Source organism: Otoolea muris, assembly GCF_943193115.1.
Lineage (GTDB): Bacteria > Bacillota > Clostridia > Lachnospirales > Lachnospiraceae > Otoolea > Otoolea muris.
In genome coordinates this window covers 38,369-56,621 of sequence record NZ_CALPCY010000027.1, presented here as the reverse complement: position 1 = coordinate 56,621, position 18,253 = coordinate 38,369, and the positions used below count along the sequence as shown (strand labels likewise).

Sequence of the window (18,253 nt, the reverse complement as noted above, 5' to 3'; positions counted from 1 at the left end):
AAGTAACCGTTCAGACATGTCTGCGCACTTGCTGCGCAGACCGTACAAAAACGTGGCAGCAGCAGATATCAGCCCCATCGCGAAGCGATTTTCATGGGCAGATGCCGTAACAGTTCAGGTTGTCTGAACTGTTACACCAAAAAGCCGCCGTAAACAGGCCATATCCGACAACCTGTTTACGGCGGCTTTCTCTCACGCCTTCACGTCCTGCGCCTTCACACCCCGGATCCCGATATGCCCGCGGTCAATCATCCGCAGAATAAAGTCTACCGTCCCGTCTATGCCATAGCTCGCTGTGTTAATGCACAGATCATAGTTATTCGCATGCCCCCATTTCCGGCTGGTATAAAAGTTATAGTAACGCGCATGCTTCCGATCCAGCCGCTTTATAAGACGGCTCGCCTTCCCGGCCTGTATATTATTGATCTCACAGGCATGGCGCACCCGCTGTTCAAAGGGCGCTGTGATATAGATACTGATGTGGGGAATCTGGTTGTTGGTCATAATCGCATTCCCGCACCGTCCCATGATGATGAAGTCCTCTTTTTTCGCCATATCGCACAGCAGATCGCTCTGGTTAAAGAATACCGCATCCCGCTTGGAAAGCCCGTGATAGCGGCTGAATTCCCGGAAATGCTGGCGCAGCGTCAGATTGCTCGCTGATTCAAACACACTGGTGGGGCTGTTTAAGCCCAGATCGCCTGTATAATGGACTGAATCCTGCACCGTGCCCTTCTCCGCCTCCAGGCGCTTTAGCACGGCCTGGAAAATCTCTTCATCGTAATAATTGATCTTCAGCTTATCCGCCAGCTTGAACCCGACATCCACGCCTCCGCTGGCATAGCCCCAGCTAATACAGATAATCAGGTGATCATTTTCTGAAAAACGGTTCTGGAGATTCAACACATTCAGCTTTGCAAGCTCCGGATCAATGACGTCCCCGCTGACAAAGTTTCCGGGCAGCTTCATGACCTCTGTGAGGATCCGGTTATACTCCGTCATAACCAGCTTTTTCTCCGCGCGATCCGGAATCGTGCGCGCCATATTTGCAATCAGGGCCAGCTCGCTCCGCACGAGATGCCCCTGGGGACGGGTGGTCAAAAGCTCGGTCAGCTCCCGCACGCACCGCTCCCTGTCGCGGTTAAAGACGCGCCCCAGGGATGAACCGATCTGGCTGTAAACCTCGGCGTCCAGATCATAGATGCACTCCGCCAGCTCTCTGACAAAGGCTTCATTATTTTGCTCCTTCTGCATTTCCTGTCCCCTCCTTTATAGAAAGAATAACGCCATATCCAGCATGAACACCGGAATCAGGATTCCAAACGACCATACGAGATACCCAAAAAAGGACGGCATATTGACACCATTTTCATCTGCAATTGATTTTACCATAAAATTCGGCGCATTTCCAATATACGTATTGGCGCCCATGAAAACCGCGCCCGCTGAAATCGCGGTCAGCATCTTAAGGGGCACCATTCCCAGCGAGGTGGCCATCCCTTCTGTAAAATGCAAAGCCCCGGCCGTCGTCAGGAACACCAGATACGTCGGCGTATTGTCCAGAAAACTGGACAGAAGGCCCGTGGTCCAGAACATCTGCGCCGGCTCTGTGATACCCAGGTTCGCGCCGTTGGCCTTTAAAAGCATCAGCGCAGGCTGCATGGTGATAAAAATACCGATAAACAGCACCGCAACCTCATGGATCGCGCCCCAGGTAAAGTGGTTCGCCCTGCGGATCTCCGCTTTTGTCGTTCGGAATGACAGGAACGCCGCCGTTAAAATTATCACAATCTCGATCAGAGCCGGATATCCGAGCGTCACCTCGCCGTACAGATGGATACCGCGCACATGGCCCGACGCGTCCTGAAAAGCCGGGAGCGACGGCAGCATGCCGCTCAAGATCACAGCGGCCACGATCATCACCAGGAAAATCAGGTTATGCGCCCCGCGGATCTTCACCTCTGTACCCGGCTTGCTGATGTCCGGCTTTAAGCCGGTCGCGATATCCTTCCGGTACGCGCGCCGGTCAATCCAGTAAAACAGGAACAGCAGCACCGCCATATTAAACAGCAGGAGCGGAAACAGATGCAGGCTCCAGAAAAACGGAACGCCGCGCATAAAGCCCATCAAAAGAGGCGGATCGCCGATCGGCGTCAGGCAGCCGCCGATATTGGACACCAGGAAAATAAAGAAGATGATAATATGGCGCTTCCTTTTTCTCCAGGAATTCATCTTAATCACAGGGCGGACCATCAGCATACTCGCGCCCGTTGTCCCAATCCAGCTCGAGAGCAGCGTCCCCAGTGCCAAAAGCCCCACATTTACCCGCGGCGAGCCCGCCAGATCGCCTGACATGGTAATATTACCCGAAACGCAGAACAGGCCGAACAGCAGGATGATAAAGGTCAGATAATCATTTATCAGACATTCCAGGATCGTCTCCAAAGCGGCTCCCGCGCCAAACATGACAGCAAAGGGAACGGCAAACAGCACGGACCACAGAGCCACTGCATGCGGCTGATGCTCCTCCCACCATTCCGGCTTCACAAGAGGAAGCACAGCAATGCACAGAAGAAGCCCCGCAAAGGGAATACACAGCCACAAAAGCCCGGAACCGGCCGTCTCTGCCGCCAGCCCATCCGCTGCCATCGCCCCCGCAGGACTGCAAAACAGCAGAAACGCAAGACTCACGCAGAATGCAAGCAATCGTTTCATTTCATAACTCCTCCACTTCTACTTCATTTTTAGTCTGAAAAATCTTCTTGCTCAGCCACCCATTATAGCAAGTTTATCCTCCTCTTACAACCTTGCACTCCGCTAAAGAATCGTTTAAAATCGGAAAAAAACTGTGGATATTTGCCAAAACATCCTGCGGTTTATGAATTGCTTTTGACAGGCATTATGCAAAAGGGCCGCCACGCGCAGCCGGAAGCAGGCAGTATATCCGTAACAAACCCATCAAAACAACAAATAAGGCCCCCCGCTACTGCGCGGGAGGCCCAATCTCCATACCTCTTATTTAACAAAAATCTCTTTCGTCGCGATAATATCCACGCCGGTCCCTGCCACGTCGGATACGATCACATCCCCGATATGCACCGGAGCTTCCACGGTTACGCCCTTGAGCGCCTTCACGCAGTCAAAAATTTTCCCCTTCGGTATATCGGATTTTGTCTTCACGGAAACCATATCCAGATGGCCGCCTGTGACATTGACGATGGAGGTCACAATCCGGGTCGGATTCGTTACCTCCTTGCGGGCATAGTCATCGCCGCGCTTGCAGGTATTCCCCGTAACGCTTACCACCTCTGCGCCGTCCATCTCTACCTGAATCATGCATCCCAGAGGGCAGCCGATACAGATCAATTCTCTCTTTTCCATATTCTTATGCCTCCTCGATCTTTATTGTGATTGTCTTTAAATCAGGATAGGAAGCCAGCTTTTCCTTCTTGAACTTCACATCCTCCATCTCGCCGGGGGCCATAACCGGCCTCTTTCTGTGTACGACCTGCTCATCGTCGAAGTATACACTGATAAAACAGTTCTTATACACATTGCCGACGCGGAAGCGGACGGTCAGCTCCTCTGCCATGCGATCCACGTCGATCGTCTTCGGCACCGTATAGCGTACGCCTCCCGTGGGAACCAGCCTGATCTCTTTCCCGCTGCCCTTCGCGAGGCTGCCCTGCACGTATTTCGCCGCGTTATGGCCGGCTGTGGTGGCCTCCTCTGACACATAGTCCACCAGATCATGCACGTGGAGCACATTTCCGCAGGCAAACACGCCGTCGATATTTGTCTCCAGGCTCTCATTGACGGACGGGCCGGAGGTCACAGGCTCGATGTCCACGCCCATTCCCCTGGAAAGCTCATTTTCCGGAATCAGGCCGCAGGAGAGAAGCAGCGTATCGCAGTCATAGTCCTCTTCCGTGCCGGGAACCGGTTTGCCATGGGAATCCACCTCGGCGATGGTGATGCCCTCTACCCTGTATTTGCCGCGGATATCCACAACCGTATGGCTCAGCTTTAACGGGATGCCGAAATCATCCAGACACTGCACAATATTTCTCTTGAGTCCTCCGGAATATGGCATCAGCTCTGCCACTACCTGCACCTGAGCGCCCTCTAAGGTCATGCGCCGCGCCATGATAAGCCCGATATCGCCGGATCCTAAGATAACCACCTTGCGCCCCGGCATATAGCCTTCCATGTTCACCAGACGCTGCGCCGTGCCGGCGGAGAAGATGCCGGCCGGACGGTAGCCCGGGATGTTGAGCGCGCCTCTGGCGCGTTCGCGGCAGCCCATGGCAAGGATCACAGCTTTTGCCTGAATCTCAAACAGGCCCTCCCCGCGGTTCATGGCTGTCACAACCTTTTCATGGCTGATGTCGATAACCATGGTATTCAGGTAATACTCGATCTTCAGTTCTTCTACTTCATTAATGAAACGCCTTGCATATTCCGGCCCTGTCAGCTCCTCCTTGAAGGTGTGCAGGCCAAAGCCGTTGTGGATGCACTGGTTCAGGATTCCGCCCAGCTCCTTGTCGCGCTCCAGGATCAGAATGCTGTCGATTCCGCTCTTTTTTGCAGCCGCCGCTGCCGCCAGTCCCGCCGGGCCGCCGCCGATTATTACAATATCATAGGATCTCATGGTTCCCCTCCTTACAGTTTATCCTTGTCGATTCCGACAATAATCTTAGACTCGCCGCCTGATTTCGTGATCTCGCCCATATCCATATTCAATTCTCTTGCAAGAATCTCCATGGTTCTCGGTGAGCAGAAGCCTGCCTGGCAGCGTCCCATGCCCGCTCTGGTGCGGCGCTTCACACCGTCTAAGGACTTCGCCCCCAGCGGACGGTGGATGGCGTCTAAAATCTCACCCTCGGATATAGTCTCGCAGCGGCAGATAATATTGCCGTAGGCCGGATTTTCTTTAATCAGTTTGGAATACTCTTCTTTTGAGAGCTCCTTGGGATCCACAATACCTTTTCTGGTGGCGATGAAGTCATCCTTCTCCTTTAAGCCGGCCTTCTCCTTCAGAATATCCGCCACCATCTTACCGATCGCCGGGCTGCTGGAAAGACCCGGGGACTCGATCCCGGCGCAGTCGATAAAGCCCTTGCAGTCCTCTAACTCCTTAATGACAAACTCATGCTGATCCTCATGGGCGCGCAGTCCTGCAAAGGAGGTGATCACCTGCCGCATGGGGATGTTGTTTACGCTGTTCTGGGCCTTTCCAATCACCTCGTCCAGGCCCTCTCTCGTCGTATTGGTTCCCTCCGGATCGTCGATGTCAATCGCAGTCGGGCCGAGCAGAAGATTGCCGTGTACCGTCGGCGTCACAAGGATACCCTTGCCGAACTTGCCCGGCAGGGTGAAGATCGTCTTGTCCACCAGATCCCCGGCCGTCTTGTCAAGCAGGCAGTAATCGCCGCGCCTTGGCGTGATATGGATCTTCTCTGCGCTCATCATATTGTGGAAGCGATCCGCATGAACGCCGGCTGCATTTACCACATATTTCGCCTTCAGAACGCCCTGGCTGGTTGTCAGCTCAAAGCCCTCGTCTGTCTTTACGATATTCTCAACCTCTGTGTTGAATTTGAACTCCACGCCGTTCATGGCCGCATTTTCCGCCAGGGCGATGGTCAGGCCAAAAGGACATACGATGCCGCCCGTGGGGGCATAGAGCGCGCCCACCATATTGTCCGTTACGTTGGGCTCCATCTCCTTTACTTCCTCTTTTGTCAGGATCCGCAGATCCTTTACGCCGTTCTTCACGCCTCTCTCATACAGAGCTTCCAGGTTGGGGCGATCCTCCTCGCGCATGCACAGAACCAGGGAACCGTTTCTCCGGAACGAGAAATCCAGATCCCTGGAAAGCTGCTCCATCATGAGGTTTCCCTCTACATTCAGCTTTGCCATCAAAGAGCCCTCTGCCGCGTCATAGCCCGCATGGACGATAGCGCTGTTGGCCTTTGAGGTGCCGCAGCAGACGTCTTCCTCTTTGTCCACAACGCAGATATCTGCCTGGTAGCGCGAAAGCTCTCTGGCCGCCGCACATCCGGATACACCTGCGCCGATTACGATAATATCATACATATTTATTATCCTCCTGCCTATTAGGTTTTTATGAAAAAAGCCAGGCTGACAGAAATCACCCTCTTCGGCTGATATCCTGTGTGCCTGGCTCATCCTTCTCTTGCGCACTTAAATTATGAAATTAACCCGGCCCGCTCCCGTTTTCAGGCAGGGGCCGGTAAGCTTAAGCTTCTGAATGGATTTTTAACAGACACCTGGCGCGGTCTGTGTTCCGGCAGACAACCGGGACGCAGGCCGCTCCGCGCCGCGTTCTACCACGGAATCGCTCCGTAAACCAGAACAGCGACAATTGCGCCCACAATCGGGCCAACCAGCGTTACGACTCCATAGCTCCAGTTTGAATCGCCTTTGCCCTTGATCGGAAGCACCGCGTGGGCCAGCCTGGGACCTAAGTCACGGGCCGGGTTGATCGCATAGCCCGTCAGGCCGCCGAGGGACATACCGACAGATACGATAATGGCAAATACAAAAATGTAGTTGAGTCCCATATCGCCAAGGCCGGCTACATTTCCCGTGCCCTTAATGGCAAACACCAGTACGAAAGTGCCGATGGCTTCTGATAAAATATTGAGCGGGAGATTCGGAACCGACGGGCCTGTGGAGAACACGCCCAGCTTCGCGCCCGGATCATCCGTCGCGTCAAACTGCTCCTTGAACAGGATGTATACAAGGCAGGCTCCGACAAATGCGCCCGCAAACTGCGCAATGATATAGCCCGGAACAAGCGCCCAGTCAAAGGAGCCGTCGATCGCCAGCGCCAGCGTCAGCGCCGGATTGAACGAAGCGCCTGAGGCTGCCCCGAAAATGAAAGCGGGTACCATAACCGCAAGACCCCAGGCAAAGGTGATCTGAATCGACCCCGCCCCTTTCATGCCTGATTTATTCAGTGTCACATTGGCAACAACGCCGTCGCCCAATAGAATCAGAAGCATTGTTCCTAAAAACTCCGCTATATATGGTAACATAAGATTTCCCCCTTTTCAAGTTAAAACATGATTGCGCCGTCTCTTTATAACCGGACTGAGGGAGCTTAGTCCTCCTTCGCCCATCCAAAGGAACATTTCACTGCTTTATCCCATCCTTTAAGCCTCTGCGTCCTCTCTTCCTCTCCGATCTCCGGATCGAATACGCGGTCAATCGCCCAGTTCTTAATGACATCTTCCTTGCTCGCCCAGTAGCCTACTGCCAGACCTGCCAGATAAGCTGCGCCCATCGCGGTGGTTTCCACGCATTTCGGGCGGTGAACAGGGGCATTGATTAAGTCTGCCTGAATCTGCATCAGGAGGTTGTTGGCGCTGGCGCCGCCGTCCACCTTCAGGGCCGCCAGATCGATACCGGAGTCTGCTCTCATGGCCTTTAAAACATCATTCGTCTGGTAAGCCAGGGACTCCAGAGTCGCGCGGATAATGTGGTATTTGTTCACACCCCTTGTGAGGCCCACGATCGCGCCTCTCGCATACTGATCCCAGTGCGGAGCGCCCAGTCCTGTGAAGGCAGGCACAACGTAGCATCCATTCGTATCATCCACCTTTTTAGCCATGTACTCGGAGTCCGGCGAGGAATCCACCATCCTCATCTCGTCGCGCAGCCACTGGATCGCGGCGCCGGCCACGAAGATCGAGCCCTCCAGAGCGTAGGTCACCTTGCCGTCCAGGCCCCAGGCGATGGTCGTCACAAGGCCGTTCTTGGAGTAAACCGGCTGATCGCCCGTATTCATGAGCATGAAGCATCCTGTTCCATATGTATTCTTTGCCTCGCCGGGCTTAAAGCAGGTCTGGCCGAACAGAGCGGACTGCTGATCGCCTGCCGCGCCGCCGATCGGGATCGGGCCGCCGAAGAACTGCGGATCCGCCTCGCCGTAAACGCAGCTTGAGGGCTTCGCCTCCGGAAGTATACACTTCGGAATATTCAGCTCTGCCAGAATCTCATCGTCCCACTTTAATTCCTTGATATTGAACAGCATGGTTCTGGATGCATTTGTGTAATCCGTCACATGAACCCTGCCCTTGGTCAGCTTCCAGATCAGCCATGTCTCAACCGTACCGAACAGAAGCTCCCCGCGTTCTGCGCGCTCTCTTACGCCCTCTACATTGTCCAGGATCCATTTTAACTTGGTTCCGGAGAAATACGCGTCGATCACAAGGCCCGTCTTCTCTCTGTACGTATCAACCAGACCTTTGTCCTTTAAGCTGTCGCAGTATTCGGAAGTACGGCGGCACTGCCACACGATCGCATGATATACCGGCTCCCCTGTCACCTTATCCCACACAATTGTCGTCTCGCGCTGGTTCGTAATGCCGATAGCCGCAATGTCCGCCGAGGTCGCCCCGATTTGGTTCATAGCGCCCAGAGCCACCTCAAGCTGCGTGGACCAAATTTCGTCCGCGTCGTGCTCCACCCAGCCCGGCTTCGGGAAATACTGGGTAAATTCCTTCTGCGCCACGCTGCACATCTCGCCCTTTTCGTTAAAAAGGATACATCTGTTGCTGGTCGTGCCGGCGTCGAGCGCCATTACATATTTTGCCATAAAAACCCCTCCTTAATATAATTGAATAACATGAAACATGTTATTATGTTCTTCCTTCTCTATATAAACCAGATATCCTGATTCGTGGATGAAATCGATATGGCTCCCGCGTCAATCGCCGCGATCACATCCGACTTTTCCACGATCATACCCCCCGCAATCACCGGCGAAGGTACCAAATGGGTGATCTTTTTGATAATCCGGGGCATGATACCCGGCAGGATCTCCACAATATCCGGCAAAACAGCCTCATACTGCTTTTTTATGTTGTCAAACGCCATGGAATCAATTGCAAATAAGCGCAGTATCGTCACCAAATCCAATTCCCTGGCCCGTCTGATGAGGGACGACTTTGTGCTGATAATCCCGTCCGCCCTGGTGCTTTTCTTAATGAAATCAACCGCCACTTCCTTCCCGGACAGGCCGGTCACCAGATCCATATGTACCACAGCCAGCTTTCCCTTTTCTTTTATGCAGTCTACAATGTCCGCGATCCTCACTATATCGCCGTACAAAATAAAGACAATTTTAATCTCTGACTCCAGGCAGCGGTAAAGCCCTTTGTCGTCCTTAATCGCCGCAACAACCGGGCAATCTGTGAGCGCATCATAAAAGCTCTGTTTCATCTTATAAAATCCTCCGTCATTTTTTACTTTCTGACGAGCTCTTTTCTGCCCTCACGGCCCGGACGAACGTCACCCATGGCGAATGCTTGATGATACAAAAAAAGAGCATCAGTAATTTACAACATTTCTGTCGTTGATAACCTGCTCCATTCTCCTGGTTCTTGTTCTTCTATTGTCCTCCAAATTTATATTTATCTTATCATGTTCGACAGTAATTGTCAATAATAAACTCATTTTTTTGCGCATTTTTTATATGTTCCCACTCCGAATAATTGCTTTGGCGAAGAATTCTCACAAAAAATCCAGCGGTATCCGGCGGGCAGGTATGCATTCTGTACACTCCCTGCCCTGTTGTCCAAATATATGCAAAAGACCCGGAAAATATGTTATGTTACGGCCGCGCGCCCCTGTCCCCGGCCGGCTCAGGAACTGTCTCTCTGTGCCCCAGCCACAGCATCAGGCCCGTAAACACGCCCCCCAGGATATTTCCGAACGTTACAGGCAAAAGATTCCCAGCCAGGAAACCGCCCCAGGAAAGGGAGGCTATGTCAATCCCCGCCGCGGACGCCGCGGACGCATAGCCCGGAACCGCAGCCGCAAACAGCCCGGCCGGGATATAGTACATATTGGCAATACAATGCTCAAAACCGCAGATCACAAAAAAGGCAATCGGGAAAACCGTGCCCAGGATCCGCCCGGCGGTATCCTTTGATGAAAGACTGCACAGCGCGGCCAGACAGACCAGCACATTACAGAAAAAACCGCGCACGATGCCGTCCATGACCGGGATCTCCAGCTTGGACGCCGCCAGGCGCATCGTAAAAACAGCCAGCTCCCCGCCTGAATAGTTAAGCTGTCCAAAAAACGCGCAGCCCCAGGAGACAAGAAGCGCCCCCAGAAAATTTCCCAGATACACGAGCGCCCAGTTCCGGAGCATTCCTGGAAGCGTAGCTCTCTTTTCCAGAACCGATATAACAATCAGGCAGTTCCCGGTAAACAGCTCCGCGCCCATCAGAATCACCAGGGACAATCCGCCCGGGAAAAGCAGGCCGCTTATGATCCGCGCAGCCGACACGTTTGCGATGCTGTGGGAGGCGGTGTTGGTCACCGCCCCTCCCAGCGCGATAAACATTCCTGCCAGCGTCGCGAGCGCCAGCAGCCTCCCTGTGGAAAGCTTTGTCTTTTTCTCTCCTGCCGCCGCAAAATTATTTAAAATTTCCGGGGCCGTAAAAAAATTCATCCTGTCTCTCTCCTCACAGCGCTCAGAACAGGCCCAGGATCCGCCCGTTCTCATCAACATCGATCTGTTCTGCGGCCGGAACCTTCGGAAGGCCCGGCATGGTCATAATATCCCCGGTTAAGGCCACAATGAACCCGGCTCCTGCCGATACCTTGAGACTGCGCACCGTCACACGAAATCCCTTCGGAGCTCCGAGAAGCTTCTGATCATCGGAAAAGCTGTACTGCGTCTTGGCCATACAGATCGGCATACCGGAAAATCCAAGGCTCTCCAAACGCTTTGCCTGCTTTTTGGCCATATCCGTCAGCTCAACGCCGTCGCCGTGGTATACCCTGGTCACAATCGCGTTCAGCTTTTCTTCAATACCAAGCGCATCCTCATAGCAGTAAGAGAAATGGTTCTCCTCCTCACAGAGGCGTAAGACCTCCTTAGCCAGCTCCACGCCGCCTTCGCCGCCTTTTGCCCAAACCTCGGAAAGGGCGACATTCACGCCCAGCTCCCGGCACCGCTTTTCAATCAGGGCAAGCTCCGCCTCCGTGTCAAGCGGGAAACGGTTTATGGCCACCACGCATGGCAGGCCGAATACCTTTGTAATATTTTCCACATGCTGCAGGAGGTTCGGCAGGCCCTTCTCCAGCGCTTCTAAGTTCTCGTTATTTAAATCCGCCTTTGCCACGCCGCCGTGATGCTTTAAAGCGCGCACCGTTGCCACAACTACCACCGCGGCCGGGTTAAGCCCCGCCATGCGGCACTTGATATCCAGGAATTTTTCAGCTCCCAGATCGGCCCCAAATCCGGCCTCGGTCACCGTGTAATCGCCCAGCCTTAAGGCCATGCGGGTGGCGATAACCGAATTGCAGCCGTGAGCGATGTTCGCAAAGGGGCCGCCGTGGATAAAGGCCGGGGTATGTTCCAGGGTCTGCACCAGATTCGGCTTAAGCGCGTCCTTTAAAAGGGCGGCCATGGCCCCCGCCGCCTTCAGATCCCCTGCTGTCACAGGCTCGTCGTCATACGTATAACCCACAATGATCCGCGACAGGCGCTCCTTTAAGTCCGTAATATCCGAAGACAGGCACAAAACCGCCATGATCTCGCTTGCCACCGTGATATCATACCCATCCTCGCGCGTCACGCCGTCCACTCTTCTGCCGAGGCCGTCCACAATATTCCTTAACTGACGGTCATTCATATCCACCACGCGCTTCCATGTGATCCTCTTCGGGTCAAGGCGCAGGCTGTTTCCCTGATAAATATGGTTGTCCAGCATAGCGGCCAGAAGGTTGTTCGCCGCGCCGATGGCATGAAAATCGCCTGTGAAATGCAGGTTGATATCCTCCATGGGAATCACCTGCGCATATCCGCCTCCGGCCGCCCCTCCCTTGACGCCGAACACAGGCCCCAGCGAGGGCTCGCGCAGCGCCACGGTCACGCGTTTTCCCAGCCGTTTCAGTCCGTCGGCCAGCCCCACGGTCGTCGTCGTCTTCCCCTCTCCGGCCGGGGTCGGGTTGATCGCCGTCACCAGAATCAGCTTCCCGTCTCTGCCCGCGCTCTCCTTCAGTAAATTGTAATCCACTTTTGCCTTATAATTGCCGTACTGCTCTAAATACGTTTCTTCGATTCCCGCGGCCGCCGCAATCTCGCGAATATGAAGCGGCGTCGATTCCTGAGCGATTTCAATATCCGTTTTTATCATTTCACATTCCTCCGTAAGATGTACAAAACCCGTAACCGTTCAGAAAGCTCTGAACTGCTGCCAAAACCCATTCAAATCGAAATGCGGGCGGTTACAGAACATTTACCTGCAAAAAGCCGGAGGCTTTCAGAATCTTTGCCTCCCATGTGACGGCCTCCCCCTCGAGCTGGTCCGTTTTCGAGGCTGTCTCCCTGACAAACGCCTCGTCCCGGATAGAAGCCAGGTTGATTTTTACATTCAAAAGCGCGCCCAAAACCGCGGTCCGCGCCAGCATGGCCGCCAGAAGGCCGTCCGATACCGCGGTCTGATTACCCTTTTTGACTACCTCCTCCGCGATCGGAAATATGCCGGCCGCTGTCTCTGCGATCGAGAGCGGGACGGCGGACGCCTCCTTTAAGCCCTCCTGGATGGCGTCCCGCCTCGCCTCCTGCTGCTCCTTTGTCTCCCGCGGCATGCGCAGCGCGGCCATACAGGCGTTAAAGCACACGCTGTCCTTCTGGATATCGTCCAGAAGACGGCTTCGCAACGCGGCGGCCCGGCCCGCCAGAGCCTCCATCTCCTCCTGTACGCCCGCATATTTTTCCCTGCCGATCGTTAAATTGGCCACCATCTCAGACAGCGCCGCCGCCAGGGCCCCGACAAGGGCCGACACGCCTCCGCCGCCCGGCGACGGCGCGTCGGAAGCGGTCAGGCCGGTAAATTCTTCAACCGTCAGTTCCTTTAAATCTCCCATTCTCAAATCTCCCTGCTTGTAACAGCTCAGCCCTATGGCAAAACTGTAAAACCTGAGTTCTCATTATCAAATTTTACCAGTACAGCATTCCCGTCAGAGCCGTCAGTCAAGAAACGTTACCGCCTTGCACGGCGTCCTGTAATTGGACGGGGCGGTGGTGATTCCGGTCCGCTCTGTGCTGGAATGGATGATCTGGCCTCCGCCTATGTAGAGCGCTACATGGTTGATGTAATTGCCGCTGGCATAAAACAGCAGATCGCCCGGCTGCACATCCCCGACTGAAATCTCGCGCCCTTTTGCCGCCTGATCCCTCGAGCTTCGCCCGATCGCGATGCCAAAGTGGGCAAAGACAGCCTGTGTAAAACCTGAACAATCCGCGCCGTCTGTCAGGCTCGTCCCGCCGTACACATACGGATTGCCCAAAAACTGCTTTGCATAGGCCACAATCGCCGAGCGCGTCGCATTGGCCACCGCGCCCGAACCGCCGCTCCCGGCTCCCGGCCCGCCCCCGGCGTCTGTCCCGGGCGCATTGCTTCCCGGCGCTTTGCCTGTCCCGGGCGCTTTCGGGCTTTCCGGGGCCTTCGTTGTCTCCGGCGCTTTTGTCGTTTCAGGGGCTTTCGTTGTCTCCGGCGCCTCCACAGTCTCCGGCGCTTTTGTCGTCCCGTTTCCTCCGGCCGGGTTGGCCTCTATCGTCCCGTCAAATAAAGGCGCCGGCGCTTTTACCGTCTCCGGAGCCTTTGTCGCAGGAGCTTTGGTTGTTTGCGGCGCTTTTGTCGTCTCAGGCGCTTTCGTGTTCTGGGCCGCCGATTCCTTCGCCGCCTCCTGCTTTGCCTCCTCCAGACGCTTAATCGCCTCGTCCGCTTCCTTTTTCAGCCTCTCCTCTTCCGCCTTTTTAGCGTTTTCCTCATCTGTGGTGACCGCCTTGTTAAACTCCACGCGGATGTGGATATACTCCTTAAAGACATATCCCACCAGATCATTGTCAACCGAGATTTTAGCAAAATCCCCTTCCTCGCCTATGACCTCATACTCCGCGTCCGGCGTGAGCACATCCAGCGTGCGGCTCTCCAGATTCGGTGCCTCCCGAAGACGCAGGCTGGAGGTGTTCGTCACGCGGGCAAACGAAGTCCCCACCTGCCTGGCCACGGATTCCGCCTCAGTTCCTGTGATGAAATACTGCGCCTTGATAAAGCCCTGCACATTCCCGGACTGGATCCTATACCAAGTTCCCCCCTCGCCGTCCACTGTCTCCAGGATCGTGGCGGCGCAGTTATTGTAAATCTTTCCCACCACGGCCCCGGACGTGCTGGCGTCAGACCGCACATTTACATAATTGCTGACGCGGGAAATGGCGACATTATCATATTCCGATGTGGGCGGCGCGGCGACGGTTGGAACCTCCGTCCGGCCGCCTGTCTCTGCCTGCGGCGCATCCTGCCCCGCGCCGGACAGCCCGCCGGTAAACGCCTCCTCAAGCTCGGCCCCCGGATCAAGGCTGCTCGCATGGTAATGGTTGATGATGACCGACGCGCCCGCCGCCGGGGCTTCCGTCTCCAGATTCATGGCAGCCTGCGACACAAAGCCGCCCGCGCCTCCCATGCAGATGTATATGCTGCACAAAATCAGCGCGCCGTTTTTCAGGCAGCGGGCGCGGGACGGGGATTCACTGCAGTTTACGCAATGCTGTACCAGTACCCTTAACTGCTTCCTCATCCGAATTCCTCCTGTCCTTCAGACAGATAACGCTCTGCGCTCGCGATACAGTTCGCTCCGTCCGCCGCCGCGGTGACGATCTGGCGCAGCGCCTTTGTGCGGATATCCCCGGCCGCAAATACGCCGGGAAGCGACGCGCGCCCGTCCTCCCCCGCTATGATATATCCCTGCGGGTCCAGATCCAACTGCTCCCTGTACGCCTGGCTGTCCGGCTCAATACCTACTGCGATAAACACGCCGTCAACCGGCAGCTCGCGTGTCTCCGATGTCTTTTTATTCAGCAGCTTCAGCGAAGACACTCTGCCTTCGCCCGTAATCTCTTCCACAACCGTATCCCAGACAACCTCCACATTATCAAGGGACATAAGACGCTTCTGCAGGCTTCTGGCCCCGCGCAGCTCATCCCTGCGGTGGATGAGGTAAACCTTCTCACACAGCCGTGAAAGGAAGATCGCATCCTCTAGCGCCACGTCGCCCCCGCCGACCACGGCCGTAGTTTTACCCCTGAAAAACGCGCCGTCGCAAGTGGCGCAGTAGGACACCCCAGCCCCGGCAAGCCGCGTCTCTCCCGGCGCTCCCAGCGTCCTGTGGCGGGCTCCCGCGGCGATGACCACTGCCCTGGCCTGGTATTCGCCATCCTCGCATATTACGGTTTTGACAGGGCCCGCAAGCTCTGTGCGGATTACCGTGTCTTCCTGAAAGACAGCTCCTAGCTTGTCCGCATGGGCCCGCATCGCCTCAGCGAGATCAAAGCCGCTGGTTCCCGGAAGGCCAGGATAGTTGTCAACCTCATAAGTGTCAAGAATCTGGCCTCCGCTCATAGCGCTTTTTTCTATTATAATGGCGTCCAGTTCCGCGCGCCGGGCATAAATCGCGGCGCTCAAACCAGCCGGGCCGGAGCCGATGATGATCAGATCGTGTATTTTCATGGATTCATTTCCTTTTCATAATGATAGTGGGTGTTCATGCGGCAAGAAGGCGGGCGGCTTTTTACGGCCCGCTTTGTCTTTTGAAAATTGTTGAAGACAGTATATCATACTTCTGAGGGATTTCATACCCCCTTAAAATGCTATTCAGAATATTGTAAGTAACTGGTTCATGTTTCTGTATGATGCCGTGAGTCACCAACACGCTTCTCTCCTCCTTCCGTTTATGCTATAATAGCCCTGTGATGTAACCGTTCAGGTTATCTGAACAGTTACGCCTGACGCGCTGACCATACAAACATCTGTTTTTGAAAGGAGTTGACACATATGTCGCGTAAAACCGTTTTAGTCACCGGAGCCTCGCGCGGGATTGGGAAGGCGATTGCCCTTAAGTATGCCGGAAAAGGCTATAACACAGTGATTACCTGTATTCACCGGAAAGAGCAGCTTTTACAGACCCGGAAGGAGATTGAGGGCATGGGCATGGGATGCCTGGCATGGCTTGGGGATGCGGGGGATTATGGGAGCTGTGAGGAGCTGTTTTCGCGTATCCGCAAGCAGTTCGGCTCCCTGGATGTGCTGGTCAATAACGCCGGCGTGTCTTATATCGGCCTTTTTCAGGATATGAAGCCTGAGGACTGGGATCGGATCGTCCGCACGAATCTGACATCCGTTTTCAACTGCTGCCGCCTTGCGATCCCTATGATGCTGACTAAAAAAAGAGGGAAGATTATTAATATCTCCTCTGTGTGGGGCGTCTGCGGCGCTTCCTGCGAGGCGGCCTATTCCGCCACGAAGGGAGGCGTCAACGCCCTGACAAAGGCGCTGGCCAAAGAACTCGCGCCCAGCAATATCCAGGTCAATGCCATTGCATGCGGCGCGATCGATACGGAGATGAATCATTTTCTTCACAGGGAGGATCTGATCGCGCTTCTGGATGAAATTCCGGCCGGCCGTCTGGGACAGGCGGCGGAGGTCGCGGATCTGGCCTATCACCTTGGGTATAAGGAGTCATATCTGACAGGGCAGATCATCGGGCTAGACGGCGGGTGGATGTGACGCGGCCTTTACAGAGCTTCATCCGGTTCGCGCCTGCCGCCCGGACTCCGGCCGGCCTTCCGGCTGTTTTCAAAAAAGGCGGACTAAAGTAACCGTTCAGAGGCTGTCTGAACGGTTACGGGTTAAAATCGGAAATAGATAAAGGGATTATATGTGTTGTTGACCAGATACATGGTACACAGAAACATCAGGACGAGCATGACAGCCACATCGGCCGCCCCTGTCAGCTTTCTGTCGTATAAACGCTTTGTAAGCCCCGGCGCAAGGCGCTGCAGGATTCCGCAGGCGAAAATCCCGCATATTGCCGTAAAAAGCACCTTACGGTTGACAAACAGCCGGATCGGATATATCCCCGCCTGCGGGCAGAACATCTTCCGCAGCAAAAGCAGCGCATCCGGAAGGTTTTCCGCCCTGAAAAAGACCCAGCCGATCACCACAATCAGCATCACATATACATGATTCAGCGCGCGGAAACGGTTCTTCTCCAGGAATGTCCCCCACGACCCGCGCTCCAGAATCAGGAATACGCCGTAATACAGTCCCCATATAATAAAATTCGCGCCCGCCCCGTGCCAGAGGCCCGTCGCAAAGAATACGATCATGAGGTTGCAGCACGTTTTGAGGCCGCCGTTCCTGCTCCCCCCCAGAGGGATGTAGACATATTCCTTAAACCATGTGGAGAGGGATATATGCCATCTCCTCCAGAAATCCCGGATCGAGGACGAGAGGTAGGGATAGCGGAAATTTTCCATGAAGTGAAAGCCAAACATTTCCCCCAGCCCGATGGCCATGTCCGAGTATCCCGAAAAATCAAAATAGATTTGCAGAGTATACAGAACGGCCATCAGCCATACCGCGCCCGTCCCAAGCCCGTAAAGCGGCTTTTCAAGGATGGAGTCCACGACCAAGGCAAAGGGATTGGCAAGCAGCATTTTCTTGGCCAGGCCATAGCTGAACCGCCGGATGCCGTACGCCATCCCTTCCGCGCTTATGAGCCGGCTCTCTATCTGCTCACAGATGTCATGATATTTCACGATCGGCCCTGCAATAAGCTGCGGGAAAAAGGAGATGTAAAGCGCCAGGTAAAACGGATTTCTCTGCGCCTCAATCGTGCCCCTATACACGTCAACCACATAGGAAAGCGCCTGAAAAGTATAAAACGAGATCCCAATCGGCAGCGCAATCTCCTTTGGATTCAGGAGAAAACGCCCTCCCACCAGCCTGGATAACAGAACATTCAGGCTCTCCGCCGCGAAATTAAAATACTTAAAATATCCTAAAAGGCCAAGGTTTACCAGTACGCACAGTCCCAAAAGCAGATGGCCGCCAGCGCTTTTTCCCCCTGCCCGGCGGCGGATACGCGCGGACAGCAGCCCGAAGGCATAATTGATTCCAATGGAGAGAAGCATCAGGCAGACATATACCGGCTCCCCCCATGCATAAAAAAGGAGGCTCGCCGCCAGCAGGACGCCGTTTCGCACCGCGGCGTTTCCCGTTATAAAATACAGGAAAAAAACAGCGGGGAGGAAATACCATAAAAACACAAGGGAGCTGAACAGCATATGCGGGAACCGACCTTTCTTTATTTATCTGTGATTAAAATTCACTCTTGCTGCCAAAATTAATGATGACTTCGA

General features: G+C 54.6%; 15 protein-coding genes. 1 reads left to right on the top strand and 14 read right to left on the bottom strand.

Annotated features, from left to right (window positions below; translation table 11 throughout):
* Nucleotides 1-192: 192 nt before the first annotated feature.
* The 13 genes from NFS31_RS16035 to trxB all read right to left on the bottom strand — a co-directional run bounded on the left by NFS31_RS16035 (nt 193) and on the right by trxB (nt 15,560).
* Complete coding sequence (locus NFS31_RS16035) at nt 193-1,254, bottom strand: cytidylate kinase-like family protein (RefSeq protein WP_251497125.1); 1,062 nt, start codon at nt 1,252-1,254, stop codon at nt 193-195.
* A 15-nt stretch (nt 1,255-1,269) separates the two neighbouring features.
* On the bottom strand, nt 1,270-2,715 hold the full coding sequence (locus NFS31_RS16030; RefSeq protein ID WP_251497122.1) for a sodium:proton antiporter: 1,446 nt from the start codon (nt 2,713-2,715) through the stop codon (nt 1,270-1,272).
* Nucleotides 2,716-3,015: 300 nt separating this feature from the next.
* Nucleotides 3,016-3,381 (bottom strand): DUF1667 domain-containing protein, encoded by a 366-nt coding sequence (locus tag NFS31_RS16025; RefSeq protein ID WP_251497119.1) that lies wholly within the window; start codon nt 3,379-3,381, stop codon nt 3,016-3,018.
* Between the two features lie 4 nt (nt 3,382-3,385).
* Nucleotides 3,386-4,651: an NAD(P)/FAD-dependent oxidoreductase gene (locus tag NFS31_RS16020; protein WP_251497116.1), complete on the bottom strand. Its 1,266-nt coding sequence runs from the start codon at nt 4,649-4,651 to the stop codon at nt 3,386-3,388.
* 11 nt (nt 4,652-4,662) lie between these two features.
* Nucleotides 4,663-6,099, bottom strand: a complete 1,437-nt coding sequence (locus NFS31_RS16015) for an NAD(P)/FAD-dependent oxidoreductase (RefSeq protein WP_251497113.1) — start codon at nt 6,097-6,099, stop codon at nt 4,663-4,665.
* Between the two features lie 251 nt (nt 6,100-6,350).
* The gene (locus NFS31_RS16010) at nt 6,351-7,064 is read right to left on the bottom strand and encodes an MIP/aquaporin family protein (RefSeq protein WP_251497110.1); all 714 of its coding nucleotides are present in this window, start codon (nt 7,062-7,064) and stop codon (nt 6,351-6,353) included.
* Nucleotides 7,065-7,129: 65 nt separating this feature from the next.
* On the bottom strand, nt 7,130-8,626 hold the full coding sequence (glpK, locus tag NFS31_RS16005) for a glycerol kinase GlpK (RefSeq protein ID WP_251497108.1): 1,497 nt from the start codon (nt 8,624-8,626) through the stop codon (nt 7,130-7,132).
* A gap of 59 nt (nt 8,627-8,685) precedes the next feature.
* On the bottom strand, nt 8,686-9,252 hold the full coding sequence (locus tag NFS31_RS16000; RefSeq protein ID WP_251497106.1) for a glycerol-3-phosphate responsive antiterminator: 567 nt from the start codon (nt 9,250-9,252) through the stop codon (nt 8,686-8,688).
* Nucleotides 9,253-9,643: 391 nt separating this feature from the next.
* A complete protein-coding gene (locus NFS31_RS15995) occupies nt 9,644-10,492 on the bottom strand; it encodes a formate/nitrite transporter family protein (protein WP_251497104.1) in 849 nt (282 codons plus the stop codon).
* Nucleotides 10,493-10,514: 22 nt separating this feature from the next.
* Nucleotides 10,515-12,185 carry a formate--tetrahydrofolate ligase gene (locus NFS31_RS15990; protein ID WP_251497103.1) on the bottom strand — a complete coding sequence of 557 codons (1,671 nt, stop codon included), beginning with the start codon at nt 12,183-12,185 and terminating at the stop codon, nt 10,515-10,517.
* A 91-nt stretch (nt 12,186-12,276) separates the two neighbouring features.
* Nucleotides 12,277-12,918, bottom strand: a complete 642-nt coding sequence (locus NFS31_RS15985; RefSeq protein WP_251497101.1) for a cyclodeaminase/cyclohydrolase family protein — start codon at nt 12,916-12,918, stop codon at nt 12,277-12,279.
* Between the two features lie 102 nt (nt 12,919-13,020).
* Nucleotides 13,021-14,517 (bottom strand): C40 family peptidase, encoded by a 1,497-nt coding sequence (locus NFS31_RS15980; RefSeq protein ID WP_416389472.1) that lies wholly within the window; start codon nt 14,515-14,517, stop codon nt 13,021-13,023.
* A 110-nt stretch (nt 14,518-14,627) separates the two neighbouring features.
* The gene (gene trxB / locus NFS31_RS15975) at nt 14,628-15,560 is read right to left on the bottom strand and encodes a thioredoxin-disulfide reductase (RefSeq protein ID WP_251497097.1); all 933 of its coding nucleotides are present in this window, start codon (nt 15,558-15,560) and stop codon (nt 14,628-14,630) included.
* A 324-nt stretch (nt 15,561-15,884) separates the two neighbouring features.
* Between trxB and ymfI the strand changes: the two genes are divergently transcribed.
* The gene (gene ymfI, locus NFS31_RS15970; RefSeq protein ID WP_251497095.1) at nt 15,885-16,616 is read left to right on the top strand and encodes an elongation factor P 5-aminopentanone reductase; all 732 of its coding nucleotides are present in this window, start codon (nt 15,885-15,887) and stop codon (nt 16,614-16,616) included.
* Nucleotides 16,617-16,738: 122 nt separating this feature from the next.
* Here ymfI and NFS31_RS15965 read toward each other — a convergent pair whose 3' ends face one another.
* Entirely contained in the window at nt 16,739-18,178 is a 1,440-nt protein-coding gene (locus tag NFS31_RS15965) for an MBOAT family O-acyltransferase (protein WP_251497093.1), read from the bottom strand.
* Nucleotides 18,179-18,253 lie beyond the last annotated feature (75 nt).

Excerpts from the sequence above, each read along its gene's own strand:
- NFS31_RS16035 (WP_251497125.1), bottom strand. The coding sequence starts at position 1,254 with ATGCAGAAGGAGCAAAATAATGAAGCCTTTGTCAGAGAGCTGGCGGAG.
- NFS31_RS16000 (WP_251497106.1), bottom strand. The coding sequence starts at position 9,252 with ATGAAACAGAGCTTTTATGATGCGCTCACAGATTGCCCGGTTGTTGCG.
- NFS31_RS16025 (WP_251497119.1), bottom strand. The coding sequence starts at position 3,381 with ATGGAAAAGAGAGAATTGATCTGTATCGGCTGCCCTCTGGGATGCATG.
- NFS31_RS15985 (WP_251497101.1), bottom strand. The coding sequence starts at position 12,918 with ATGGGAGATTTAAAGGAACTGACGGTTGAAGAATTTACCGGCCTGACC.
- NFS31_RS15995 (WP_251497104.1), bottom strand. The coding sequence starts at position 10,492 with ATGAATTTTTTTACGGCCCCGGAAATTTTAAATAATTTTGCGGCGGCA.
- NFS31_RS16010 (WP_251497110.1), bottom strand. The coding sequence starts at position 7,064 with ATGTTACCATATATAGCGGAGTTTTTAGGAACAATGCTTCTGATTCTA.
- glpK (WP_251497108.1), bottom strand. The coding sequence starts at position 8,626 with ATGGCAAAATATGTAATGGCGCTCGACGCCGGCACGACCAGCAACAGA.
- NFS31_RS16020 (WP_251497116.1), bottom strand. The coding sequence starts at position 4,651 with ATGAGATCCTATGATATTGTAATAATCGGCGGCGGCCCGGCGGGACTG.
- NFS31_RS16015 (WP_251497113.1), bottom strand. The coding sequence starts at position 6,099 with ATGTATGATATTATCGTAATCGGCGCAGGTGTATCCGGATGTGCGGCG.
- NFS31_RS15990 (WP_251497103.1), bottom strand. The coding sequence starts at position 12,185 with ATGATAAAAACGGATATTGAAATCGCTCAGGAATCGACGCCGCTTCAT.
- NFS31_RS15965 (WP_251497093.1), bottom strand. The coding sequence starts at position 18,178 with ATGCTGTTCAGCTCCCTTGTGTTTTTATGGTATTTCCTCCCCGCTGTT.
- NFS31_RS16030 (WP_251497122.1), bottom strand. The coding sequence starts at position 2,715 with ATGAAACGATTGCTTGCATTCTGCGTGAGTCTTGCGTTTCTGCTGTTT.
- NFS31_RS15980 (WP_416389472.1), bottom strand. The coding sequence starts at position 14,517 with ATGGGAGGCGCGGGCGGCTTTGTGTCGCAGGCTGCCATGAATCTGGAG.
- ymfI (WP_251497095.1), top strand. The coding sequence starts at position 15,885 with ATGTCGCGTAAAACCGTTTTAGTCACCGGAGCCTCGCGCGGGATTGGG.
- trxB (WP_251497097.1), bottom strand. The coding sequence starts at position 15,560 with ATGAAAATACACGATCTGATCATCATCGGCTCCGGCCCGGCTGGTTTG.